At 64.3% G+C, this 19298-nt stretch carries 16 protein-coding genes; 8 read left to right on the forward strand and 8 right to left on the reverse strand.

The annotated features are described in order from the left end of the window. Nucleotides 1-37 precede the first annotated feature (37 nt). Together mgtA and Q352_RS0108240 are read left to right on the forward strand one after the other, a co-directional pair. Nucleotides 38-2545 (forward strand): magnesium-translocating P-type ATPase, encoded by a 2508-nt coding sequence (gene mgtA, locus Q352_RS20290; protein WP_244879568.1) that lies wholly within the window; start codon nucleotides 38-40, stop codon nucleotides 2543-2545. A gap of 245 nt (nucleotides 2546-2790) precedes the next feature. Further along, entirely contained in the window at nucleotides 2791-3534 is a 744-nt protein-coding gene (locus Q352_RS0108240) for a siderophore-interacting protein (protein ID WP_028498943.1), read from the forward strand. 120 nt (nucleotides 3535-3654) lie between these two features. Here Q352_RS0108240 and Q352_RS0108245 read toward each other — a convergent pair whose 3' ends face one another. Genes Q352_RS0108245 through pdhA form a run of 3 tightly spaced genes read right to left on the reverse strand, consistent with a single transcriptional unit; the run spans nucleotide 3655 to nucleotide 6846 of the window. Further along, nucleotides 3655-4758, reverse strand: a complete 1104-nt coding sequence (locus Q352_RS0108245) for a dihydrolipoamide acetyltransferase family protein (RefSeq protein ID WP_028498944.1) — start codon at nucleotides 4756-4758, stop codon at nucleotides 3655-3657. Nucleotides 4759-4799: 41 nt separating this feature from the next. Then, a complete protein-coding gene (locus tag Q352_RS0108250) occupies nucleotides 4800-5777 on the reverse strand; it encodes an alpha-ketoacid dehydrogenase subunit beta (RefSeq protein WP_028498945.1) in 978 nt (325 codons plus the stop codon). After that, nucleotides 5770-6846: a pyruvate dehydrogenase (acetyl-transferring) E1 component subunit alpha gene (gene pdhA, locus Q352_RS0108255; RefSeq protein ID WP_028498946.1), complete on the reverse strand. Its 1077-nt coding sequence runs from the start codon at nucleotides 6844-6846 to the stop codon at nucleotides 5770-5772. Before pdhA ends, Q352_RS0108250 begins: the two co-directional genes overlap by 8 nt. A 222-nt stretch (nucleotides 6847-7068) precedes the next feature. Between pdhA and Q352_RS22250 the strand changes: the two genes are divergently transcribed. From Q352_RS22250 to dnaE, 3 genes are all read left to right on the forward strand, one after another. Next, a complete protein-coding gene (locus tag Q352_RS22250) occupies nucleotides 7069-7773 on the forward strand; it encodes a hypothetical protein (protein WP_051528778.1) in 705 nt (234 codons plus the stop codon). 158 nt (nucleotides 7774-7931) lie between these two features. Then, on the forward strand, nucleotides 7932-8744 hold the full coding sequence (locus Q352_RS0108265) for a 3'-5' exonuclease (RefSeq protein ID WP_028498947.1): 813 nt from the start codon (nucleotides 7932-7934) through the stop codon (nucleotides 8742-8744). A gap of 52 nt (nucleotides 8745-8796) precedes the next feature. Next, entirely contained in the window at nucleotides 8797-12234 is a 3438-nt protein-coding gene (gene dnaE / locus Q352_RS0108270) for a DNA polymerase III subunit alpha (RefSeq protein ID WP_028498948.1), read from the forward strand. Nucleotides 12235-12344: 110 nt separating this feature from the next. On the opposite strand, the gene panB is transcribed toward dnaE, so the two are convergent. Then, the gene (gene panB / locus Q352_RS0108275) at nucleotides 12345-13241 is read right to left on the reverse strand and encodes a 3-methyl-2-oxobutanoate hydroxymethyltransferase (RefSeq protein WP_028498949.1); all 897 of its coding nucleotides are present in this window, start codon (nucleotides 13239-13241) and stop codon (nucleotides 12345-12347) included. Nucleotides 13242-13251: 10 nt separating this feature from the next. Next, nucleotides 13252-13869, reverse strand: coding sequence for a LysE family translocator (locus tag Q352_RS0108280; RefSeq protein ID WP_028498950.1), 618 nt, complete (start codon nucleotides 13867-13869; stop codon nucleotides 13252-13254). 214 nt (nucleotides 13870-14083) lie between these two features. On the opposite strand from Q352_RS0108280, the gene Q352_RS24275 reads away from it, so the two are divergent. Further along, nucleotides 14084-14536, forward strand: a complete 453-nt coding sequence (locus Q352_RS24275) for an Lrp/AsnC family transcriptional regulator (protein WP_028498951.1) — start codon at nucleotides 14084-14086, stop codon at nucleotides 14534-14536. 63 nt (nucleotides 14537-14599) lie between these two features. On the opposite strand, the gene Q352_RS0108290 is transcribed toward Q352_RS24275, so the two are convergent. From Q352_RS0108290 to Q352_RS0108300, 3 genes are all read right to left on the reverse strand, one after another. Continuing rightward, nucleotides 14600-15274, reverse strand: coding sequence for a M24 family metallopeptidase (locus tag Q352_RS0108290; RefSeq protein ID WP_036385647.1), 675 nt, complete (start codon nucleotides 15272-15274; stop codon nucleotides 14600-14602). Between the two features lie 230 nt (nucleotides 15275-15504). Beyond that, nucleotides 15505-16776: a RidA family protein gene (locus Q352_RS0108295; RefSeq protein ID WP_028498953.1), complete on the reverse strand. Its 1272-nt coding sequence runs from the start codon at nucleotides 16774-16776 to the stop codon at nucleotides 15505-15507. Between the two features lie 629 nt (nucleotides 16777-17405). Further along, nucleotides 17406-17810 (reverse strand): META domain-containing protein, encoded by a 405-nt coding sequence (locus tag Q352_RS0108300; RefSeq protein WP_028498954.1) that lies wholly within the window; start codon nucleotides 17808-17810, stop codon nucleotides 17406-17408. Nucleotides 17811-17978: 168 nt separating this feature from the next. On the opposite strand from Q352_RS0108300, the gene Q352_RS22255 reads away from it, so the two are divergent. Beyond that, nucleotides 17979-18422, forward strand: a complete 444-nt coding sequence (locus tag Q352_RS22255; RefSeq protein ID WP_051528779.1) for a hypothetical protein — start codon at nucleotides 17979-17981, stop codon at nucleotides 18420-18422. Between the two features lie 82 nt (nucleotides 18423-18504). Continuing rightward, nucleotides 18505-19298, forward strand: a 794-nt coding sequence (locus tag Q352_RS0108310) for an FMN-binding protein (protein WP_028498955.1), incomplete at its 3' end; no start/stop codon positions are given.

The raw sequence follows: 19298 nt of genomic DNA on the forward strand, positions 1-19298 counted from the left end.
GGCGCTGCTCCTGCAGCTGGACAGCCGCCCGGACGGACTGGATCAGGCGGCTGTCGACGACCGGCTGCGCCGCTACGGCAGCAACGATATCGGCACCGAGGCGCCCATGCCGGGCTGGCTGCGGCTGTGGCACTGCTACACCAATCCGTTCAACCTGCTGCTGACCCTGCTGGCACTGGTCTCGTGGCTGACGTCCGACCTGAAAGCGGCAACGGTGATCGGTGCCATGGTCGCGCTGTCCACCGGTCTGCGTTTTATTCAGGAAGGGCACTCCCACCGCGCCGCAGACCAGTTGAAGGCCATGGTCGGCAATACCGCCACCGTACTGCGCCGGCAGGTCGACGCCAGCATCGCCAGCCTGAACGAGATCCCGATCTCCGGGCTGGTGCCGGGCGATATCGTGCACCTGTCGGCCGGGGACATGGTGCCGGCCGACCTGCGCGTGCTGTCGGCCAAGGACCTGTTTGTCGCCCAGGCGGCCCTGACCGGCGAATCGCTGCCGGTGGAAAAATTCGCCACCGCCACCAACGCCGACTACGGCCCGCTAGAATGGCCGGACCTGTGCTTCATGGGCACCAATGTCATCAGTGGCACGGCGACGGCCCTCGTGCTCGGCACCGGCCGCGGCAGCTATTTCGGCGCCCTGGCCGAACGTGTCACCCGCGCCGATCCCGAGCCGACCCAGTTCCAGGCCGGGGTAAACCGCGTCAGCTGGGTGCTGATCCGCTTCATGCTGGTCATGGCGCCGGTCGTGCTGCTGATCAACGGTTTCACCAAGGGTGACTGGATCGAGGCCACGCTGTTCGCGCTGTCGGTGGCGGTCGGGCTGACCCCGGAGATGCTGCCGATGATCGTGACCTCCACCCTGGCCAGGGGGGCGGTGCGGATGGGACGCAAAAAGGTCATCGTCAAACGGCTGGATGCCATCCAGGACTTCGGCGCCATGGACATCCTGTGCACCGACAAGACCGGGACACTGACCCAGGACCGGATCGTGCTCGAACGCTATACCGATGCGGCCGGTACGACCGACGACACGGTGCTGGAACTGGCCTACCTGAACAGCCACTTCCAGACCGGGCTGAAGAACCTGCTCGACGTGGCCGTGCTCGAGCATGCCGAGATCCACCATCTGCTGAACCCGGTGCTCAATTACCGCAAGGTCGACGAGATTCCGTTCGATTTTGCCCGCCGGCGCATGTCGGTCGTGGTCAGCGAACGCGATGACCATCACGAGCTGATCTGCAAGGGCGCACTGGACCAGATTATCGCCGTCTGCAGCCATGTCCGCCGCGGCCAGGCCACCGAAGCGCTGACGCCCGCCGTGCTGGCCGACATCGCCCGCGTCACCGACGGCTGGAACGCCGAGGGGTTGCGGGTGGTTGCGGTCGCCTGCAAGGATCTGCCGCCGCAGCGCGACAGCTATGGCCTGGCCGACGAGGCCGGCCTGACCCTGGTCGGCTACATTGCCTTTCTCGATCCGCCGAAGGAAACCACCGCACCGGCGCTGGCCATGCTGGCGGCCAGCGGCGTGACGGTCAAGGTGCTGACCGGCGACAACGACCTCGTGGCACTGAAGGTCTGTCACGATGTCGGGCTGGCGGTTGGCGGTGTCCTGCTCGGCCACGAGATCGACGCGCTCGACGATGATGCCCTCACCCGCCGTGCTGCCGACTGTACCGTCTTCGCCCGGCTGGCGCCGGCGCACAAGGAACGGCTGGTGCGGCTCATGCGCGCCGATGGCCATGTGGTCGGCTTTCTCGGCGACGGCATCAACGACGCACCGGCCCTGCGCGCGGCCGATGTCGGCATTTCGGTCGATTCGGCGGTCGACATCGCCCGCGAGGCCGCCGACCTGATCCTGCTGGAGAAAAGCCTGATGGTGCTCGGGGAAGGCGTGCTCGAAGGCCGCCGGACCTTCGCCAACATGCTGAAGTACATCAAGATGACCGCGAGCTCGAACTTCGGCAATGTCTTCAGCGTGCTGATCGCCAGCAGCCTGTTACCGTTTCTGCCGATGCTGCCGATGCACTTGCTGGTGCAGAACCTGCTGTATGACATGGCGCAGACCACCATTCCGTTCGACAACGTGGACGAGGCTTCGCTGCGCCAGCCGCAGCAGTGGAAACCGGACGAACTGCCGCGCTTCATGCTGTGCTTCGGCCCGCTGAGTTCGGTCTTCGACCTCGCCACCTATGCACTGATGTGGTTCGTGTTCCATGCCGACAGCGTCGACCGGCAAACCCTGTTCCAGTCCGGCTGGTTCGTCGAGGGGCTGCTGTCGCAGACCCTGATCGTCCACCTGATCCGCACCCGCCGGCTGCCGTTCCTGCAAAGCCACGCCAGCTGGCCGCTGCTGCTGATGACGGCCCTGATTGCCGTCATCGCCATCGCCCTGCCGATGTCGCCGGTCATCAATACCTACTTCAAGCTGACGGCGCTGCCGCTGGCGTACTTCCCGTGGCTGCTGGCCCTGCTGCTCGGCTACGGCCTGCTGGTGCAGGGGGTGAAAGGGGTCTACGCCCGCCGCTACGGCTGGCAGTGAGCGGGCGGCGGTGAACGCCGCAACCAGACCGGTATTGTCCGCCGCATCGCCGTGCATGGCCGGAACGCGAGCCATGGCCACGGAAAGGCGCTCGACCCTGTGCGGCAAATGTGCCCGGAGCGGCTGTTTGCGGGATTTTGACGGGGGTTTCGCTGCCGTTGGCAATGCGAGTTTCCAGAGACAGGGATCGCTTTTATGCTAACCGGAATTCATGAGCAATTGCTCGCATTTATCCGGAACCTGTCATGACCTTCTCCCTTCCCCGCCGCCAGCCACAAATCGTGGCCCAGGTTGTTGCCGCCCGGACCGTCACCCCGCACATGCGTCGCCTGACCCTGGGCGGGCCGACGCTGCATACGCTGCTGTCGACCGACGGCATCGACGCCCCGGCCGCCTGGGTCAAGATTTTCCCGCCCGGACGCGAAGGCCGTGCCTATACCGTGCGCCACGTGGACCGCGCCGCCGGCACGCTGGATATCGACTTCGTGCTGCATGGTGATGAGCGCCATGACGACGGTTCGGTATCGGCCTGGGCACGGCAGGCCGCCATCGGTGCCGGTCTCGGCATTGCCGGCCCGCGCCACGGCGGGTTTGCCCTGCAGGCCGATGCCCGCTGGCTGTGGCTGGCCGCCGACGCCAGCGCGCTGCCGGCCATTCAGCGCATTCTGGAAACCCTGCCCGCCGATCTCGATGTGCACGTACTGGCGCTGGTCACCGACGCACGCGAACGCCAGCCGCTGCCGACCCGGGCCCGCCTGCAGGAAACCTGGCTGTATGCCGATGCGCCAGGTGCCGACATCGACGCCCTGCAGGCCGACGTCTTCGACCGCGCACGACGGCTCGGCCATGACGGCCAGGTGTGGATCGCCGGGGAGTCCGGTCTGGTCAGGCACTGGCGCAGCCTGTGGTCGCCGCTGACGCCGGCGCAGTTGAGCGCCAAAGGTTACTGGAAACACGGAGAGCGCGATCACCGCGACCGGGAGGGCTGAAATCATCCCGCCGCCACGGACGGTGTCATCCGGAGGGCGAGCGCCGACGCCACCGTGGCCGCCGTCGCTCGCCGCCATGAGTCTGGCCGGGCGGACCTTGCATCCGCCCGGGGGGCACGCTTATGCCCCGGCTTCGAGATCCGCGATCAGGACCTTCAGGAAACGCGCAGCCTCAATGCCGGTGGCCGCGCGGTGGTCGAAGGTCAGCGACATCGGCAACAGCCGGTGCACCGCCACCTGGTCACCGACGGCCACTGGCTGCTTGCGCGCCCGGCCGGCGCCGACAATGGCGACGGTCGGCGGCACGATGACCGGGCTCGCGTAACGACCGGCCACCATGCCGAAGTTCGACAGGGTGATGGTATTGCCGCGCAGATCCTCCGGTGCGACCGCGCGGTTGCCGACATCGACCTTCATCTGTTCGATCGCCGCCCGCAGATCGTCCTTGTCGCGGCCACCGACATCGCGCAGCACCGGCACGAACAGCGCATCGGCCATGTCCAGCGCGATGCCCAGATCGACCTGGGCCAGCTTGCGGATGCCGAGCGCCTTGGCGTCGTACCACGCATTCAGTACCGGCACCGCCCTGCAGGCAGCGACGATGGCGCGGATCAGCCGCCAGGTGGTGTCCTCGCCGGCCGCCCAGCCGTGGATGTCGGCATCCTCGGTCAGGGTGACGGCGGCGACTTCCTCGTGCGCCCGCGCCATGATCTGCGCCATGGCCCGGCGCGGACCGCGCAGGGTTTCCATCGGCGTGACGCTGGCCAGAATCTTCGACACCCGTTCGACATCACTGGCGAGAATGGTGCCGTCCGGACCGCTGGGCGTGACAATGGCCAGATCGATGCCGAGCTTGGACGCCAGCGCCCGTACCGCCGGCATCGCCCTGACGCCACGACCGGCGGCCGCCTGTGCCGGCTCGATATCTTCGCGCACCGACTCACTGACCGCCTTGACGTCGCCGACCACGGTGCCGCTGTCGCCGGCCTCGCCGTCGTCGATATCGATCAGCGCCGACGCCAGCGGCACGATGTCGCCGGCCTTGACGTGCAGGCGGGCCACACGGCCGGCAAACGGTGACGGTACATCGACGATGGCCTTGGCGGTTTCCACCGACAGCAACGGCTGGTCGACCACCACGTGGTCGCCCTCGCCGACATGCCAGCTGACGATTTCGGCTTCTTGCAACCCCTCGCCGAGATCGGGCAGATGGAAGGTTTTCATGATTTTCCCCTTGTAGGTATGCAGCAGCGCGGCAAGGCCGCTCAGAAAGACATCGTCCGCGACACGGCGGCCAGGATGCGTTCCACGCTGGGCAGGTATTCGTCCTCGCGCCGCGCCAGCGGCAGCGGAATATCGAAGCCGGTCACCCGTTCCACCGGCGCCAGCAGGCTCATCAGTCCGCGTTCGGCCAGCTGGGCGGCGATGTCGGCGCCGACGCCGCCGGTGCGTGCCGCCTCGTGCACGATCACGCAGCGACCGGTGCGCGCCACCGAGGCAAGGATGGTGTCGATGTCCAGCGGCTTGACCGTCGCCACGTCGATGACCTCGGCGCTGATGCCCTGCCCGGCCAGCCGGTCGGCCGCCTGCAGCGTCTCGCGCACCGCCGCGCCCCAGCTGACCAGGGTCACGTCGCTGCCTTCGCGCAGCGTGAAGCAGGCGCCGAGTGGCAGCGCCGTGCCGTCATCGCTGACCGGCTCCTTAAGCAGCCGGTACAAGCGGGTCGGCTCAAGGAAAATGACCGGGTCGGGATCGCGGATCGCCGCCAGCAGCAGCCCGTAGGCACGCACCGGCGAGCTGGGGATCACCACTTTCAGACCCGGCACATGGGCGAGCCAGGCTTCAGGCGATTCACCATGGTGTTCCGGCGCGTGGATGCCGCCGCCGACCGGCGTGCGCAGCACCATCGGGCAGGTCAGCCGGCCACGGGTACGATGGCGCATGCGTGCCGCCTGGTTGATCAACTGGTCGAAGGTCGAATACATGAAACCGGCGAACTGGATCTCGCACACCGGCTTCATGCCCTGGGCCGCCATGCCGACCGCCATGCCGGCAATCAGCGTTTCCGCCAGCGGCGTATCGAACACCCGCGCCTCGCCAAAGCGGGCCTGCAGCCCCTGGGTGGCGCGGAACACGCCGCCATTCGCCCCGACATCCTCGCCGAACACGGCAACGTCCGGATCGGCTTGCAGCTCATGCGCCAGCGCGGTGGTGATGGCTTCGAGCAGGGTCATTTCAGTCATGGCCGGCTCCTTCCGCATCGAGCAGGAATGCATCGCGCTGCCGGCGCAGATCGGCCGGCAACTCGGCGTACAGATAATCGAACAGGTCCTGGCGCGGCATCAGCGGCGTGGCCAGGTAGCGCTCGACGGCCGCGGTCACCTGCGCGCCGATTTCGGCGATCAGCGCTTCCTCGTCCTGCTTGCTCCAGCGCTTCTGGTCGGCCAGGTAGTGACGCAGACGCGCTACCGGTTCATTGGCCCAGGCCGCGCTGACTTCGGCTTCGTCGCGATAACGGCGTGCATCGTCGGCAGTGGTGTGATCGGACAGCCGGTAGGTCACGCACTCGACCAGACTGGCGCCCTCCCCGCGCCGGGCGCGTTCGACCGCCCGGCCGATCGCGTCGCGGACGGCGATCGGATCATTGCCGTCGCACTGCTCGCCGGGAATGCCGGCGGCGATGGCCTTCTGCGCGAAACTGACCGCCAGCGTCTGCCGGCTGCGCGGCACCGAGATGGCCCACTGGTTGTTGGTGATGACGAAGACCACCGGCAGCTGCATCACCCCGGCCGCATTCATCGCCTCGTAGAAATCGCCCTTGGATGACGCACCGTCTCCCAGGCAGCACACCGCCACCCGGGGCGACTGGCGAGACTTGAATGCCTGGGCCACACCGACAGCGTGACAGCACTGGCTGGCGATCGGCACCGCGATCGGAAAGTCTTCGCGCGGGCCGGCAAAATCGCTGCCGCGCTCGTCACCGCCCCAGTACAGCAGGATTTCCTCCATCCGCACCCCGCGCCACAGCATGGCACCGGTTTCACGGTAGGTCGGCAACAGCACGTCCTCGGGCCGCATCACACTGGCGAGGCCGACGCTGACCGCTTCCTGGCCCAGTGACGACGGATAGGTACGCAACTGGCCGGTACGCTGCAAAGCGACCGCCTTGGCGTCGAAGGCGCGGGTCAGCATCATGCCGCGATAGACCGGTACCAGCCGGTCGGGGTCGAAACCGGCCGGCGGGGCCGGCAGATGGCCGTGCGAGTCAAGATAGGCCACGCGCGGGACCCGGAAGGTAGCCACAGTATCCATTTTCAGGGGTCTCCTCATTATTTTGGATAGGGAATGGCAAGTTCGATTGTCAGACACCTTGTGGGCGTCAGCTCAAAGGTAGGCGGGAAAAAGCGGCGTGTCATTCTGCGTTGCAGCAGGATGCGGATCGGGGCGGCATTTGCCGGCAAAGAGATGATGAGTGGATAATTGGCGGCGAAAATAAATTCAATTGCTATTCACCCATACCCCCGGGAAATCCTGATGTTGATACTCACTGGCCTCGCCGCCCTGATCGGACTCGTGTTTCTGCTGATCGCCGTGCTGGGATTGATTGCGCCGGCCCTGTTCAGGAACCGGAAAACCGGCGACACCCCGCCCCGTACCCATCTGCTGTCGGGTGGTCTGCTTGCGGCCCTGATCGCCTTCGGCGTTGCCGGCGGGCTGTATCCGAAAGCCGGGGATGGCGCGGCAGCGCCCGCGCCGGTCCTCGACCCGGCGGAAGCCGTGCAGTCGGGCAAGGGGCTGGGCATGACGCCGGAAGGGTTCCGGAAATCATTCAATGCCATTGCCGGTGAAGAAGATCCCCGCTACGCCATTCCCAGGCTGACCATCAGCTCCGGAGAAAAAAACGATACCTTTACCCATCAGTTTTCCAGGCAGGCCGGCATCATGGGCGCGGTCAGCAAGCAGGACGGTTCCCTGGAATATGTGATGCTGGTCACATCCGGTTCAAAAACAGACAATTCGGAAAATGTGCGGTCGCTGGCCATGCTGCTGTTCGCCGCCCAGGCCTTGAACCCGACCGTCCCCAGGGACGAGAACAATCAGGCGGTCATTGCGCTGGTCAAGGAAGCTGTCGCCAATATCAGCAGCCCGAAACCCGTCTCGCAACGGGTCGGCAAGCTCGAATACAGCGCGACAGCCTCCGACGTGACCGGACTGATGTTCTCCATTGGCCGCCCATAAGGCCGTTTCCGGCCTTGCATTGCTGAATGCGGTCCCGGACATGCCGCCAATGCCGACGGCATGCTCCCCGTTTCTCCCGCGCCACATTCCTGCACGCAGACACGACAGCCCGCCCCCCAGGCTCTAGAATCCGGGCACGATTTTCCGGATTCTTCTCCATGCACGCCGTTCTCGCCTTCGACATCGAAACCATCCCCGACATCTCCGGCCTGCGCGCCATCCACGACCTGTCGCCGGACATGCCCGACACCGACGTGGCCGAATGGGCCTTGCAGCGCCAGCGCGCCAGGAACGGCTCGGATTTCCTGCCGCATCACCTGCACCGGGCGGTGGCGATTTCCTGCGTGCTGCGCTGGGGTCAGGACAAGCTGCACATTGCCACGCTCGGCAGCGCCGACAGCAGCGAGCGCGACATGATCGCCGCGTTTTTCGCCCTGGTGGAAAAGTACACGCCGCAGCTGGTCAGCTGGAACGGCGGCGGCTTCGACCTGCCCGCGCTGCAGTACCGTGCGCTGATCAACGGCATTGCCGCGCCGCGCTACTGGGACCAGGGCGACGGCGACTACGCCGACAGCCGCGATTTCAAGTGGAACAACTACATCAGCCGCTATCACTCCCGCCATCTGGACCTGATGGACGTCATGGCGCTGTACCAGCCGCGCGCCAGTGCGCCGCTGGACGACATCGCCAGGCTGTGCGGTTTCCCCGGCAAGCTCGGCATGGACGGCAGCAAGGTCTGGCAGGCCTTTCAGGACGGCCGGATCAACGATATCCGCGACTACTGCGAAACCGACGCAGCCAACACCTATCTGGTATTCCTCCGCTTCCAGCTGCTGCGCGGCGCGCTGTCGCCCGACGAGTACGCGGCAGAAGTCGCCCGCGTCCGCGACTGGGTCGCGCAGCAGGCCGGCGACCATCCGCACTGGCAGGCGTTTGCCGGTGCCTGGCCGGCAGAGGGTCGGCCAGTCTGAGCCGGCGAGCAGCAATTTTCGTCCTGCCGCCATCGCAAGGTAAAATGCCCGGATGACTACACCCCGTTTCGTTCACCTTCGCCTGCACACCGAATTTTCCGTCACCGACGGCATCACCCGCGTCGATGACGCGGTGAAGCGCGCCGTTGGCGAACGCATGCCCGCGCTGGGCATCTCCGACCTGATGAACCTGTTCGGCATGGTCAAGCATTACAAGGCCTGCCTGAAGCAGGGCGTGAAGCCGATTATCGGCGTCGACGCCTGGCTCGAAAACGAGACCGACCGCGACCAGCCGTTCCGCCTGCTGCTGATCGCGATGAACCGCACCGGCTATCATCGCCTGTGCGAGCTGATGACCGATGCCTACCGCACCAACCAGTATCGCGGCCGTGCCGAACTGAAGCGCGAGTGGCTGGATGCGGCATCGTGCGAACACCTGATCCTGGTATCCGGCGCCCAGTTCGGCGACGTCGGCCAGGCCCTGCTGGCCGGCAATCTGGAACAGGCGCGGCAACGCGCCACCGAGTGGCAGACACGTTTCCCCGGCCGCTGCTATCTGGAGATCCAGCGCATCGGCAAGCCGGAGGTCGAAACCTGCGTCGACCGCACGCTGTGGCTGGCCGGCGAAACCGGACTGCCGGTGGTCGCCACCCACCCGATCCAGTTCCTCGACCAGGACGACTTCAAGGCGCACGAAGCCCGGGTCTGCATTGCCGAGGGCGAAATGCTCGGCAACCCGAAGCGCCCGCGCCGCTATACCGACCAGCAGTACTTCAAGTCTGCCGACGACATGGCGGCGCTGTTTGCCGACGTGCCGGAAGCACTGGAAAACAGCGTCGAGATCGCCCGTCGCTGCAATATCGAGATCGAACTCGGCAAGAACTACCTGCCGCTGTTCCCGACCCCGGCCGGCATGACGCTGGACGACTACCTGGTCCACCGCGCCGAAGAAGGTCTGGTCGAGCGCATGCAGGCACTGTACCCGGATGAAGCGCTGCGCGAGCAGAACATGCCGCGCTACCGCGACCGGCTGAAATTCGAGCTCGACACCATCATCCAGATGGGCTTCCCGGGCTACTTCCTGATCGTGGCCGACTTTATCAACTGGGCCAAGGGCAACGGCTGCCCGGTCGGTCCGGGCCGGGGTTCCGGCGCCGGCTCGCTGGTTGCCTTCAGCATCGGCATTACCGACATCGACCCGCTGGCCTACGCCCTGCTGTTCGAGCGCTTCCTGAACCCGGAACGGGTGTCGATGCCTGACTTCGACATCGACTTCTGCCAGGACAATCGCTGGCGCGTGATCGAGTATGTGCGCGAGAAATACGGCGCCGACGCCGTCAGCCAGATTGCCACCTTCGGCACCATGGCCGCCAAGGCCGTGGTGCGCGACGTCGGTCGCGTGCTCGATCTGCCGTACTCGTTCTGCGACGGGCTGTCGAAGCTGATCCCGGCCGCGCCGGGCAAGCAGTACTCGCTCGACGACGCGGTCGAGATGGAGCCGACGCTGAAGGAACGCATTGCCAACGAGGAAGAAGTCGCCGAGCTGTGGACGCTGGCGAAGAAACTCGAAGGCGTGACCCGCAATATCGGCATGCATGCCGGCGGCGTGCTGATCGCCCCGGGGCAGATCGTCGACTTCTGCCCGATGTACCAGGCGTCCGGCGATGACGCGTCGCCGGTGTCGATGCTCGACAAGGGCGATGTCGAGGAAGTCGGTCTGGTCAAGTTCGACTTTCTCGGCCTGCGCAACCTGACCATCATCGAGCTGGCAGTCGAATACATCCACAAGCTCGATCCGAAGTTCGACATCGACCTCAACCACATGGGCTTCGACGACGTCGCCGCCTATCGCATCCTGCAGCAGGCCAACACCACCGCCGTGTTCCAGCTCGAATCGGACGGGATGAAGAAGCTGCTGGAAAAGCTCAAGCCCGACCGCTTCGAAGACATCATCGCCGTGCTGGCACTGTATCGTCCGGGCCCGCTCGGCTCGGGCATGGTCGACGACTTCATCCTGCGCAAGGCCGGCAAGCAGGCCGTCGACTACTTCCACCCCGACCTGACCGCGTGTCTCGATCCGACCTATGGCGTGATCGTGTACCAGGAACAGGTGATGCAGATCTCGCAGATCATCGGCGGCTACACGCTCGGCGGCGCCGACATGCTGCGGCGGGCGATGGGCAAGAAAAAAGCCGAGGAGATGGACAAGCACCGCGGGCTGTTCGTCGCCGGCGCGCTGAAGAACGGCTACAAGCAGGAACTGGCCGAGTACCTGTTCGACCTGATGGCGAAATTCGCCGAGTACGGCTTCAACAAGTCGCACACCGCCGCCTACGCCGTGGTCAGCTACCAGACCGCATGGCTGAAGGCGCACTACCCGTCGGCATTCATGGCCGCAACCATGTCGTCGGAACTGGACAATACCGACCAGTTGCGGGTGTTCTACGACGACTCGCTGAAAAACGGGCTGGTGTTCCTGCCGCCGGACGTCAACGAGGGCTTCTACCGCTTCGTGCCGACTGACGGCAAGCACATCCGCTATGCGCTCGGTGCGGTCAAGGGCACCGGCGAAGCCGCGGTCGAGCATATCGTCGAGGTCCGCCGCGAAGGCCGCTTTACCGACCTGTTCGACTTCTGCCGCCGCACTGACAAGCGTCTGGTCAACCGCCGCACCATCGAGGCGCTGATCCGTGCCGGCGCCTTCGACGCCATCGACGACAACCGTGCCAAACTGCTGGCCAACGTCGAACTGGCGATGTCGGTCGCCGAGCAGGAGGCCGAGAACATCAACCAGGGCGGCCTGTTCGACATGTTCGAGGCCGAGGACGTGCCGACGGTGGACATGGTCGACGTCAAGCCGTGGGACGAGGCCACCCGGCTGACCGAGGAAAAGACCGCCATCGGCTTCTTCCTGTCCGGTCATCCGTTCCATGCCTACGAATCAACCGTGCGCCGCTTTATCCGCACGCCGCTGAACCGGCTGTCGCCGAAGAAGGAACCGCAGTGGCTGGCCGGCACCATTACCGGCATCCGCACCAAGATCGGCAACCGCGGCAAGATGGCTTTCATCCAGCTCGACGACGGCTCGGCCAAGGTCGAAGTGTCGATCTTCAGCGAGGCGTTCGACGAGGCCCGCCACAAGCTGAAGGAAGACGTGGTGCTGGTGGTGTCCGGCAAGGTCAGCCATGACGACTTTACCGGCGGCATGCGCATCGTCGCCGACACCGTGTTCGATCTGGCCGAGGCCAAAAGCCAGTTCGCCAAGGCGCTGACCGTCGACATGCCGTCGTCGCGCGCCGACCTGAACCGGCTGCGCACGCTGATCTCGCCGCACGTCGGCGGCGGCTGCCCGCTGCGCATCGACTACCGCAACGCCGACGCGCGCTGCCTGCTCCAGCTTGGCGACGACTGGCGGGTCAAGCTCGACGACGGCATGCTGGCGGCGCTGCGCGAATGGCTCGGCGAGCAGGCGGTGAAGGTGGTGTTCTGATTCCGGGAAGGGAAAGTCCCTCGCCCCGGTAAAGAAAAAATGGCTGCGCCCTGTCAGGGTGCAGCCATTTGACCATCCGGACATGCCGGAGCAGCCCGGTGCGGCAAACATCACCAGCCATGCAGCCCGTTATCGGGAAACGACCCGTCCTTGACCGCCCGGACATAGGCGGCGAACGCCGCCCGCACCTCGCCGGTCTCCAGCATGAAGTTGCGCACGAATTTCGCCATGCGCCCCAGATTGAGGCCCAGCATGTCATGCATGACCAGTACCTGGCCGGCAGTGCCGTTTCCGGCGCCAATGCCGATGGTGGCGCAGGCAGTCATGTCACCGGTAACGGTCGCGGCCAGCCGGGCGGGCACCATTTCCAGCACCATCATCGTGGCGCCGGCCTGATCCAGCGCCACGGCATCCGCCCGCAGACGCTGCGCTGCCACGTCGTCGCGGCCCTGCACCCGGTAGCCGCCCAGCGCCGAGACCGTTTGCGGCGTCAGCCCCAGATGCCCGCAGACGGGGATGCCCCGCTCGACCAGAAAAGCCACGATATCGGTGGTCCAGCCGCCGCCCTCCAGCTTGACCATCTGTGCGCCGGCCTGCATCAGCTGCACGGCGGAACGGATCGCCTGATCGCGCGAGACCTGATAAGCGCCGAAAGGCAGATCGGTCACGATCAGCGCTCCGCCGCCCGCCCGGGCCAGCCCTTGCGCAACACAGCGGGTGTGATACTGCATGCTCTCCAGCGACACGCCGACGGTACTGGTCTGCCCCTGGCACACCATGCCCAGCGAATCGCCAACCATGATGCAGTCGACGCCGGCCGCATCGGCCACGGCGGCGAAAGTGGCATCATAGGCGGTCAATATGGCGATTTTCTCGCCGCCGGCCCGCATCCCGGCAATCTGCCGGGTGGTGACCTGTCCGCGCGGGCGCGTCGACAGACCTGGCGCCTGGTCACTGGGCAGCGGTACTTCACCGCCAAGGCTGGCGGGAATCCGGTCTTTGCTCATGGGACCCACCTCAGTGAATGGCCTGTTCGGTGAACAGCAGCAAGGCGATAACGACCATTGCCGCACCGGAAAACCGGCTCACGACCCGCGCGGCCTGCGGGCGGGTCTGCAGCACGGCCTGGGCACTGAAACCGACCAGCAGATAGACCACGGCGCAGCTGAGCAGATGCACCATCCCGAGCGCCATGATCTGTGCAGGTATCGACCAGGCCGCGGCCGGATCGGTGAACTGCGGCAGCAGTGCCAGGAACAGCAGGAACACTTTGGGGTTCAGCCCGCTGACACAGGTGCCCTTCAGCGTCCAGCGCGCCCATGAGCGGGACCCGGCGGTCTCGCCGGCACGCGGCTGCGGCGGATGACGCAGCATGCCGATCCCCAGCCACAGCAGATAGGTGGAACCGGCCACGGTCAGCACGGTCAGCACCGCCGGATTGCTGGCCACCAGCGCCCCGACGCCAGCCGCCACCACCAGTGTCGCGATCAGATGACCAAGCAGCAGCCCGGCCACGGCAGGCACCACCACCCGGCCCAGCATGCCGGCGGAAATCGCATAGGCCCAGTCCACCCCCGGCGTGATGATGAACAGGATCGACACCACCCAGAATGCCGCAAAGATACTGGGCGTCATGATTGCCGCTCCTGACCCGACCAGCAGATACAGCACAGCGCACCAGCGCGGCCCGCCTGTCCCCGGCATCGACACCGAGATTTTTCCATTTCATTCCGCTCCAGAAGTAAATATTTCCAAATTCATGTTGCTGTTGGAAATAATATTCTCCGGAAGCTAGAATGTGCTTTCAATTCCTTGTGCCGGCATTACCGTTTTTGGGAAAATTTTCTACATGGACAAGATTGATTGCAGGATTCTTGCCGAGCTCCAGGCCGACGGGCGCCTTTCCGTCACCGAGCTGGCAGAGCGGGTCGGACTCAGCGTCTCCCCCTGCCACCGCCGGGTCCGGGCGCTGGAGCAGTCCGGCGCCATCCAGGGCTATCACGCCCGTCTCGACCCGGTGAACCTCGGGCTGAATTTCTCCGCCATCGTCTTCGTCACCCTGCGCGACGGCGATCACAACGCCGTCCAGGCCTTCGAGGCCTCGCTGGCGGACGTGCCGCAGGTGGTTCAGGCACAACGGCTGTTCGGCGATCCCGACTACCTGCTCCACGTCATCACCCGCGACCTGCCCGCCTTCCAGCAGCTGTACGATGAACGCCTGTCGACACTGCCCAGTGTCCAGCGGCTGATCTCCACGCTGGTGATGAAGAATGTGGTGCAGGACCGGCAGTTGCCGCTGTGAGCGGGCACGGCGCTCCGGCAGCGTCGAATAAAGGGCAAGGCCGATCACCGTCGGCCGATCGGGTTACGCCCGGACCAGCAGGTCCTCGTAAAAAGCCCCGTATTCACCGGCCGGGTCGGCAATCTGGATTTCAAGAATCCACAAGCCCGTATCCGGGCAGTCGGCGAAATCGCCCAGATTGCCGGCCTTGTAGATCGCATGCGGAAAGTCGGACACGCGGTGGCCCCTGATCTCGGGATTGAGCACCCAGCCCATCGCGCTGGCGCGTTCCTCCGCAAAGCGGTAGAGCGCCGGTCCGGCCAGATTGTCGTGCAGCCATTTTTCCCTGACCTCATCCCAGAGTTGCCGCGCCGCCGCCGCACAGGCCAGCTTGCGCGGGTCCTGACCGACGACAAAGGTCGCGCCGGCATCCCCTTCATGCCCTTCCCACACCACGCCCAGGTCGATAAAGAAAATGTCGTCCTCCCCGAGCCGGTTGTCCGGGTCGATCTTCTCGCTGAAGATTTTCAGGGTGCTGCGGCCGAAGCGGACCAGGATGCCGTGCCAGATGCGGTCCATGCCCATGTCTTCGAGCACGGTCCTGGCCAGTTCCTTCGCCTGCAGCTCGGTCATGCCGGGCCGGACCCGTCCGGCAATCCGGTGCACGGCTTCCATGGTCCTGTCACGGGCAAGCTTCATCTTGTCCAGCGAGAACGAAGCACCGACGGCTTCTTTTGCGGCAAGGGCGATCTCTGACATGCAATGCTCCATCCGGATGGGTAGCCGATGATCTTATTCCAGAAGAATCAGCCGGCCCAGCGCGGTGCGGGCATCAGGCAGGGAGCGCCGAAAGCCGGCCGCCGTAAAACGGAAAAAGGAAGCCGAAATGAATTTCAGCTTCCTTTTTCACGGTCGGGACAGGCGATTACGCCTTCCCGCAGGCATCAACAGGCAACGATGGCCGTTGCCTGTTCAACAGCTTGTGCCTGTTATGCCTTGCGCGGGGTGCCTTCAGCATGCGCGACAACGGCTTCGATCTGGACCAGGGCATTGTTCGGCAGAACGGAAACGCCAACGGTCCGGCGGGCCGGCACGCCGCCCGGGAAGTATGCCGTGTAGGCTTCGTCCACAGCGCTCATGTCGTCGATGTTCTTGACGAAGACGTTGACCTTGACCACATCAGCCATGACGTGGTTGATGCTTTCCACGATAGCCTTGATGTTTTTCAGGCACTGGGCAGCCTGTTCCTTCACACCACCGGCAACCAGAGCACCCGTTTTCGGGTCCAGCGGCAGCTGGGCCGAAATGTGGTTGTAATGGGAGAAAGCAACGGTTTGCGTCGAAAGGGCGCTCTGCGGTGCATTTTCGGTGTTGTTCGCCTTGATGACGATCCCGTGACGGTCTTCAACCAGTTGCGGCGGCGTACCGTCACCGTGCGACACGACGGCTTCGATTTGCACCAGCGCATCCAGCGGCAGGCCGGCGACGGCAACAGCAGTGCGTGCCGGCACATAGGCGACGGCGCGGGCAATGGCCGAATCCGGGAAGAACGTCGTATACACTTCGTTCACGGCGTCAAGATCCGAGAAGTTCTTGAGGAAGATGTTGATCTTGACGATATCGTCGAAAGGAACGTCGATGCTTTCCAGAATGGCCTTGATGTTCTTGAGGCACTGGGCAGCCTGTTCTTTCACGCCACCGGCGACCAGCTTGCCGGATTCCGGATCGATCGGCAGTTGGGCGGAAATGTTGTTGTAGTGGGAGAACGCGACGGTTTGCGTGGACAGCGGGCTGGTCGGAGCGTTTTTCGTGTTGCGGGCGAGCTTGATCAGGTCGCCGGCTTGCGGTGCGCCCGGGATGGTGCCGACACCATTCGAAACCAGCGCTTCGACTTGCACCAGTGCATTCAGGGGCAATGCAGCAACGGCGACGGTCGTCAGTGCCGGCACATAGCCCGGGAAGAAGGTTGCGTAGACGGCATTGACCGCGTCAATGTCGGCAATGTTTTTGACGAAAATGGAAATGCGAACAATATCGTCCATCGAATGGGCGACACTTTCGACCACTGCCTTGATGTTCTTGAAGCACTGTTCGGCTTGTTCTTTCACGCCACCGGCAACCAGCTTGCCCGTCTTCGGATCAACCGGCAATTGAGCCGAAAGGTTATTGTAATGAGAGAAAGCAACAGTTTGCGAATAAGGACCCATCGCCTTCGGCGCATTTTCCGTATTCCGTGCCAGGACTGCGTTATAGCCGCTCATAATAATACTCACCTTTTTTTGTTGGGTTTTAGTGGGTTGCGTGGCATGCACGTGTTCCACCCTCGTTAATGACAGTTGCTACGGGTCTATCCAGGCGACGGACCTTAGCCTGCAGTAAATTTGTGGAGGCAGGTTACGTCAAGGATCAGGCGCAAGTCAATATAGCGAATCGCCGTGTTTTTCTGCTTTTTGCACCGTTATGACGAGTATATATCAGGGGAAAAATGGAATCACCCCTGCGTGCCGGGCACGGTTTGCACGGGAACAAAAATTCCAAACGAGTAAACCGCACACCAAACCGCATATTCTCACTTCGCATGCCGGTATGAAGTGGCCCATTCCGCGTCGCAATATTGATCATGCGTTATTATTTTTGCTGTTTTAAACAAAAAACTAGATCTACAGCAAAGTTATTGCCGAAAAAGTAACGTAGGCAAAAACAGGACGTGCGAAATATCGACATTTTTTTGTCGTTCACGGACATGAGTTAATGACAACCGGCCAGAATGTTTAATCGGCGGCATTGAATGCCAATGTCGCAAATGGAAAATACGGCGTCGCAAAAAATCCCGGCCAGTATCCCGAAAAACAAAAGGACCAGCGTCCCGCCAGTCCCTCCTCCCCGGCCGCTACTTCGGCAGCACCACCGGCGTCCGCTTCAATGTGATCTGTTGCCCTTCACTGCCAATCACCAGCGTGCTGCGGTCCTTCAGCACGAATGGCGGGTTGGACTGGAAAAAGTCCATCACCGCGTTCTCGGCCGGCATCATCGCCGCCGTGCAGGCACGGCTGTCGGCCTTGATGGTGCCGAAGACCAGCCGGTTGTCCTGGGCCGAGACCGGTGCGCCGAAGCGGTTGCACTGGGTCGAGGCCAGCATTTGCCCATCAAGGATTTTCACGGTCAGGCCGTCGCTGGTCGCCCAGTTGCCGGCCGGCAGCGCAGCGCCCGGGGCAGCGGCGTTCTGGCCGGTCGCGCAGCCGGCGACCAGCGCCACGGCGAGTACGGCGGAAGAAAGGGAGACGAGATGTTTCATCGGCGGGACCTCCTGTCAGATGCTGCGTCACGATTGCGACGCCAGCTACCTTACTAGCACAGACTGACGGCAAGCACCGCGTCACAGCGCCATGCCGGCGGCCTGAGCCAGATCAAGCGAAAGCGACACGCGTGCCGAAAACCGCCCGGATTGCCCTAGTCTGGCGGCATGAAGACCTCTGCCCTCCCGCTGCGCCTTGCCCTGCTCGCTGCCGCCGCGACAGCGCTGGCCTGGTTTGGCTGGCTGATGCTGCGCCAGCCGGCTGCGGCCGCCGTTGAAGACGTGCTGGTGTCCTGCGCCAGCCTGCGCCAGGGCTGTACCGTCGACGGCATGCGCATCGCCACCCTGTCGGCCCCCAGCGCCAACCAGCCGTTCGTGGTCGATATCGTTGCGCCGTCGCAACCGGTACTGCTGTTCGAAATGGCCGACATGGCCATGGGCGTCGCCCGCTTCACCCCGACCCGGCGCGCCGATGGCCACTGGCAGGCGCAGGTCGGTCTGCCGGTGTGCGTCAGCGGCTCCAGCGCCTGGCTGATGACGATCGAGGTCGGCGGCAAGCGCTATCAGCTGCCGTTTACCGCCGCAGCGCGGGGCGACGCGCCAGCGCCCTGAGGCCGTTGATACGAGTCAAGGCGCCTGACATGGCAAGTGCATTACCCTGAGCTCATCTGAATTACCGCTGCGAGGGACCTGCATGATTGCCCGTCTGCTGGGATTGGCGGCACTGGTCCTGATGGCCTGTGCCCAGGCGTCATCTTACGAAGCACCGCTGCCACACGAGCTGAGCACCGACGCCGACATGTGCCGCTGGCTGGACTGTCGCTCGGTGATGCCGGAAGCCGATGCATTCTCGCCGCGCAAGGGCCAGCCGCGCTACGTCGAAGCCTGGCGCACGGTCAACGGCGAACGGAAGACCATTGGTTATGTCTATCTGTCGACCGATGTTGCCGACATCCCAGCCTACTCCGGCAAGCCGGTGGTGACCCTGGTCGGCATGGACCGTGCCGGCACCATTCGCGGCGTGCGCATTCTCAAGCACAGCGAACCGATCCTGCTGGTCGGCATTCCGGAACAAAAACTGGTCGACTTCGTCCGCCAGTATCTCGGCCACCCGGCCGGCACCCGCTTCGAGCTCGGCAAGGCCGACGGCGACTATGTGCCGATGGACGCCATTTCCGGCGCGACCGTCACCCTGATCGCCCAGAACCAGCTGATTTCCCGCACCAGCTATGAAATCGCCAAGCAGGTCGGCATCATCAAGCCGCAGCCGAAGCCGCAGGCAGTATTCACTACCGACACCACCACCCGCAGCTGGGAACAGCTGGTCGACGAAGGCAGTGTCGGCCACCTGAAGGTATCGCCGGGCGATGTCGGCGAGGCCGACAGCGGCCAGCCGTACCTCGACCTGTACTTCGGCTATCTGAATACCCCGGCCATCGGCAAGAGCCTGCTCGGCACCCCGGCCTGGGAGGCACTGATGGCGACGCT

Source organism: Microvirgula aerodenitrificans DSM 15089 (genome assembly GCF_000620105.1).
GTDB classification, from domain to species: Bacteria; Pseudomonadota; Gammaproteobacteria; order Burkholderiales; family Aquaspirillaceae; genus Microvirgula; species Microvirgula aerodenitrificans.

Excerpts from the sequence above, each read along its gene's own strand:
- Q352_RS0108240 (WP_028498943.1), top strand. The coding sequence starts at position 2,791 with ATGACCTTCTCCCTTCCCCGCCGCCAGCCACAAATCGTGGCCCAGGTT.
- Q352_RS0108245 (WP_028498944.1), bottom strand. The coding sequence starts at position 4,758 with ATGAAAACCTTCCATCTGCCCGATCTCGGCGAGGGGTTGCAAGAAGCC.
- Q352_RS0108250 (WP_028498945.1), bottom strand. The coding sequence starts at position 5,777 with ATGACTGAAATGACCCTGCTCGAAGCCATCACCACCGCGCTGGCGCAT.
- pdhA (WP_028498946.1), bottom strand. The coding sequence starts at position 6,846 with ATGGATACTGTGGCTACCTTCCGGGTCCCGCGCGTGGCCTATCTTGAC.
- Q352_RS22250 (WP_051528778.1), top strand. The coding sequence starts at position 7,069 with ATGTTGATACTCACTGGCCTCGCCGCCCTGATCGGACTCGTGTTTCTG.
- Q352_RS0108265 (WP_028498947.1), top strand. The coding sequence starts at position 7,932 with ATGCACGCCGTTCTCGCCTTCGACATCGAAACCATCCCCGACATCTCC.
- dnaE (WP_028498948.1), top strand. The coding sequence starts at position 8,797 with ATGACTACACCCCGTTTCGTTCACCTTCGCCTGCACACCGAATTTTCC.
- panB (WP_028498949.1), bottom strand. The coding sequence starts at position 13,241 with ATGAGCAAAGACCGGATTCCCGCCAGCCTTGGCGGTGAAGTACCGCTG.
- Q352_RS0108280 (WP_028498950.1), bottom strand. The coding sequence starts at position 13,869 with ATGACGCCCAGTATCTTTGCGGCATTCTGGGTGGTGTCGATCCTGTTC.
- Q352_RS24275 (WP_028498951.1), top strand. The coding sequence starts at position 14,084 with ATGGACAAGATTGATTGCAGGATTCTTGCCGAGCTCCAGGCCGACGGG.
- Q352_RS0108290 (WP_036385647.1), bottom strand. The coding sequence starts at position 15,274 with ATGTCAGAGATCGCCCTTGCCGCAAAAGAAGCCGTCGGTGCTTCGTTC.
- Q352_RS0108295 (WP_028498953.1), bottom strand. The coding sequence starts at position 16,776 with ATGAGCGGCTATAACGCAGTCCTGGCACGGAATACGGAAAATGCGCCG.
- Q352_RS0108300 (WP_028498954.1), bottom strand. The coding sequence starts at position 17,810 with ATGAAACATCTCGTCTCCCTTTCTTCCGCCGTACTCGCCGTGGCGCTG.
- Q352_RS22255 (WP_051528779.1), top strand. The coding sequence starts at position 17,979 with ATGAAGACCTCTGCCCTCCCGCTGCGCCTTGCCCTGCTCGCTGCCGCC.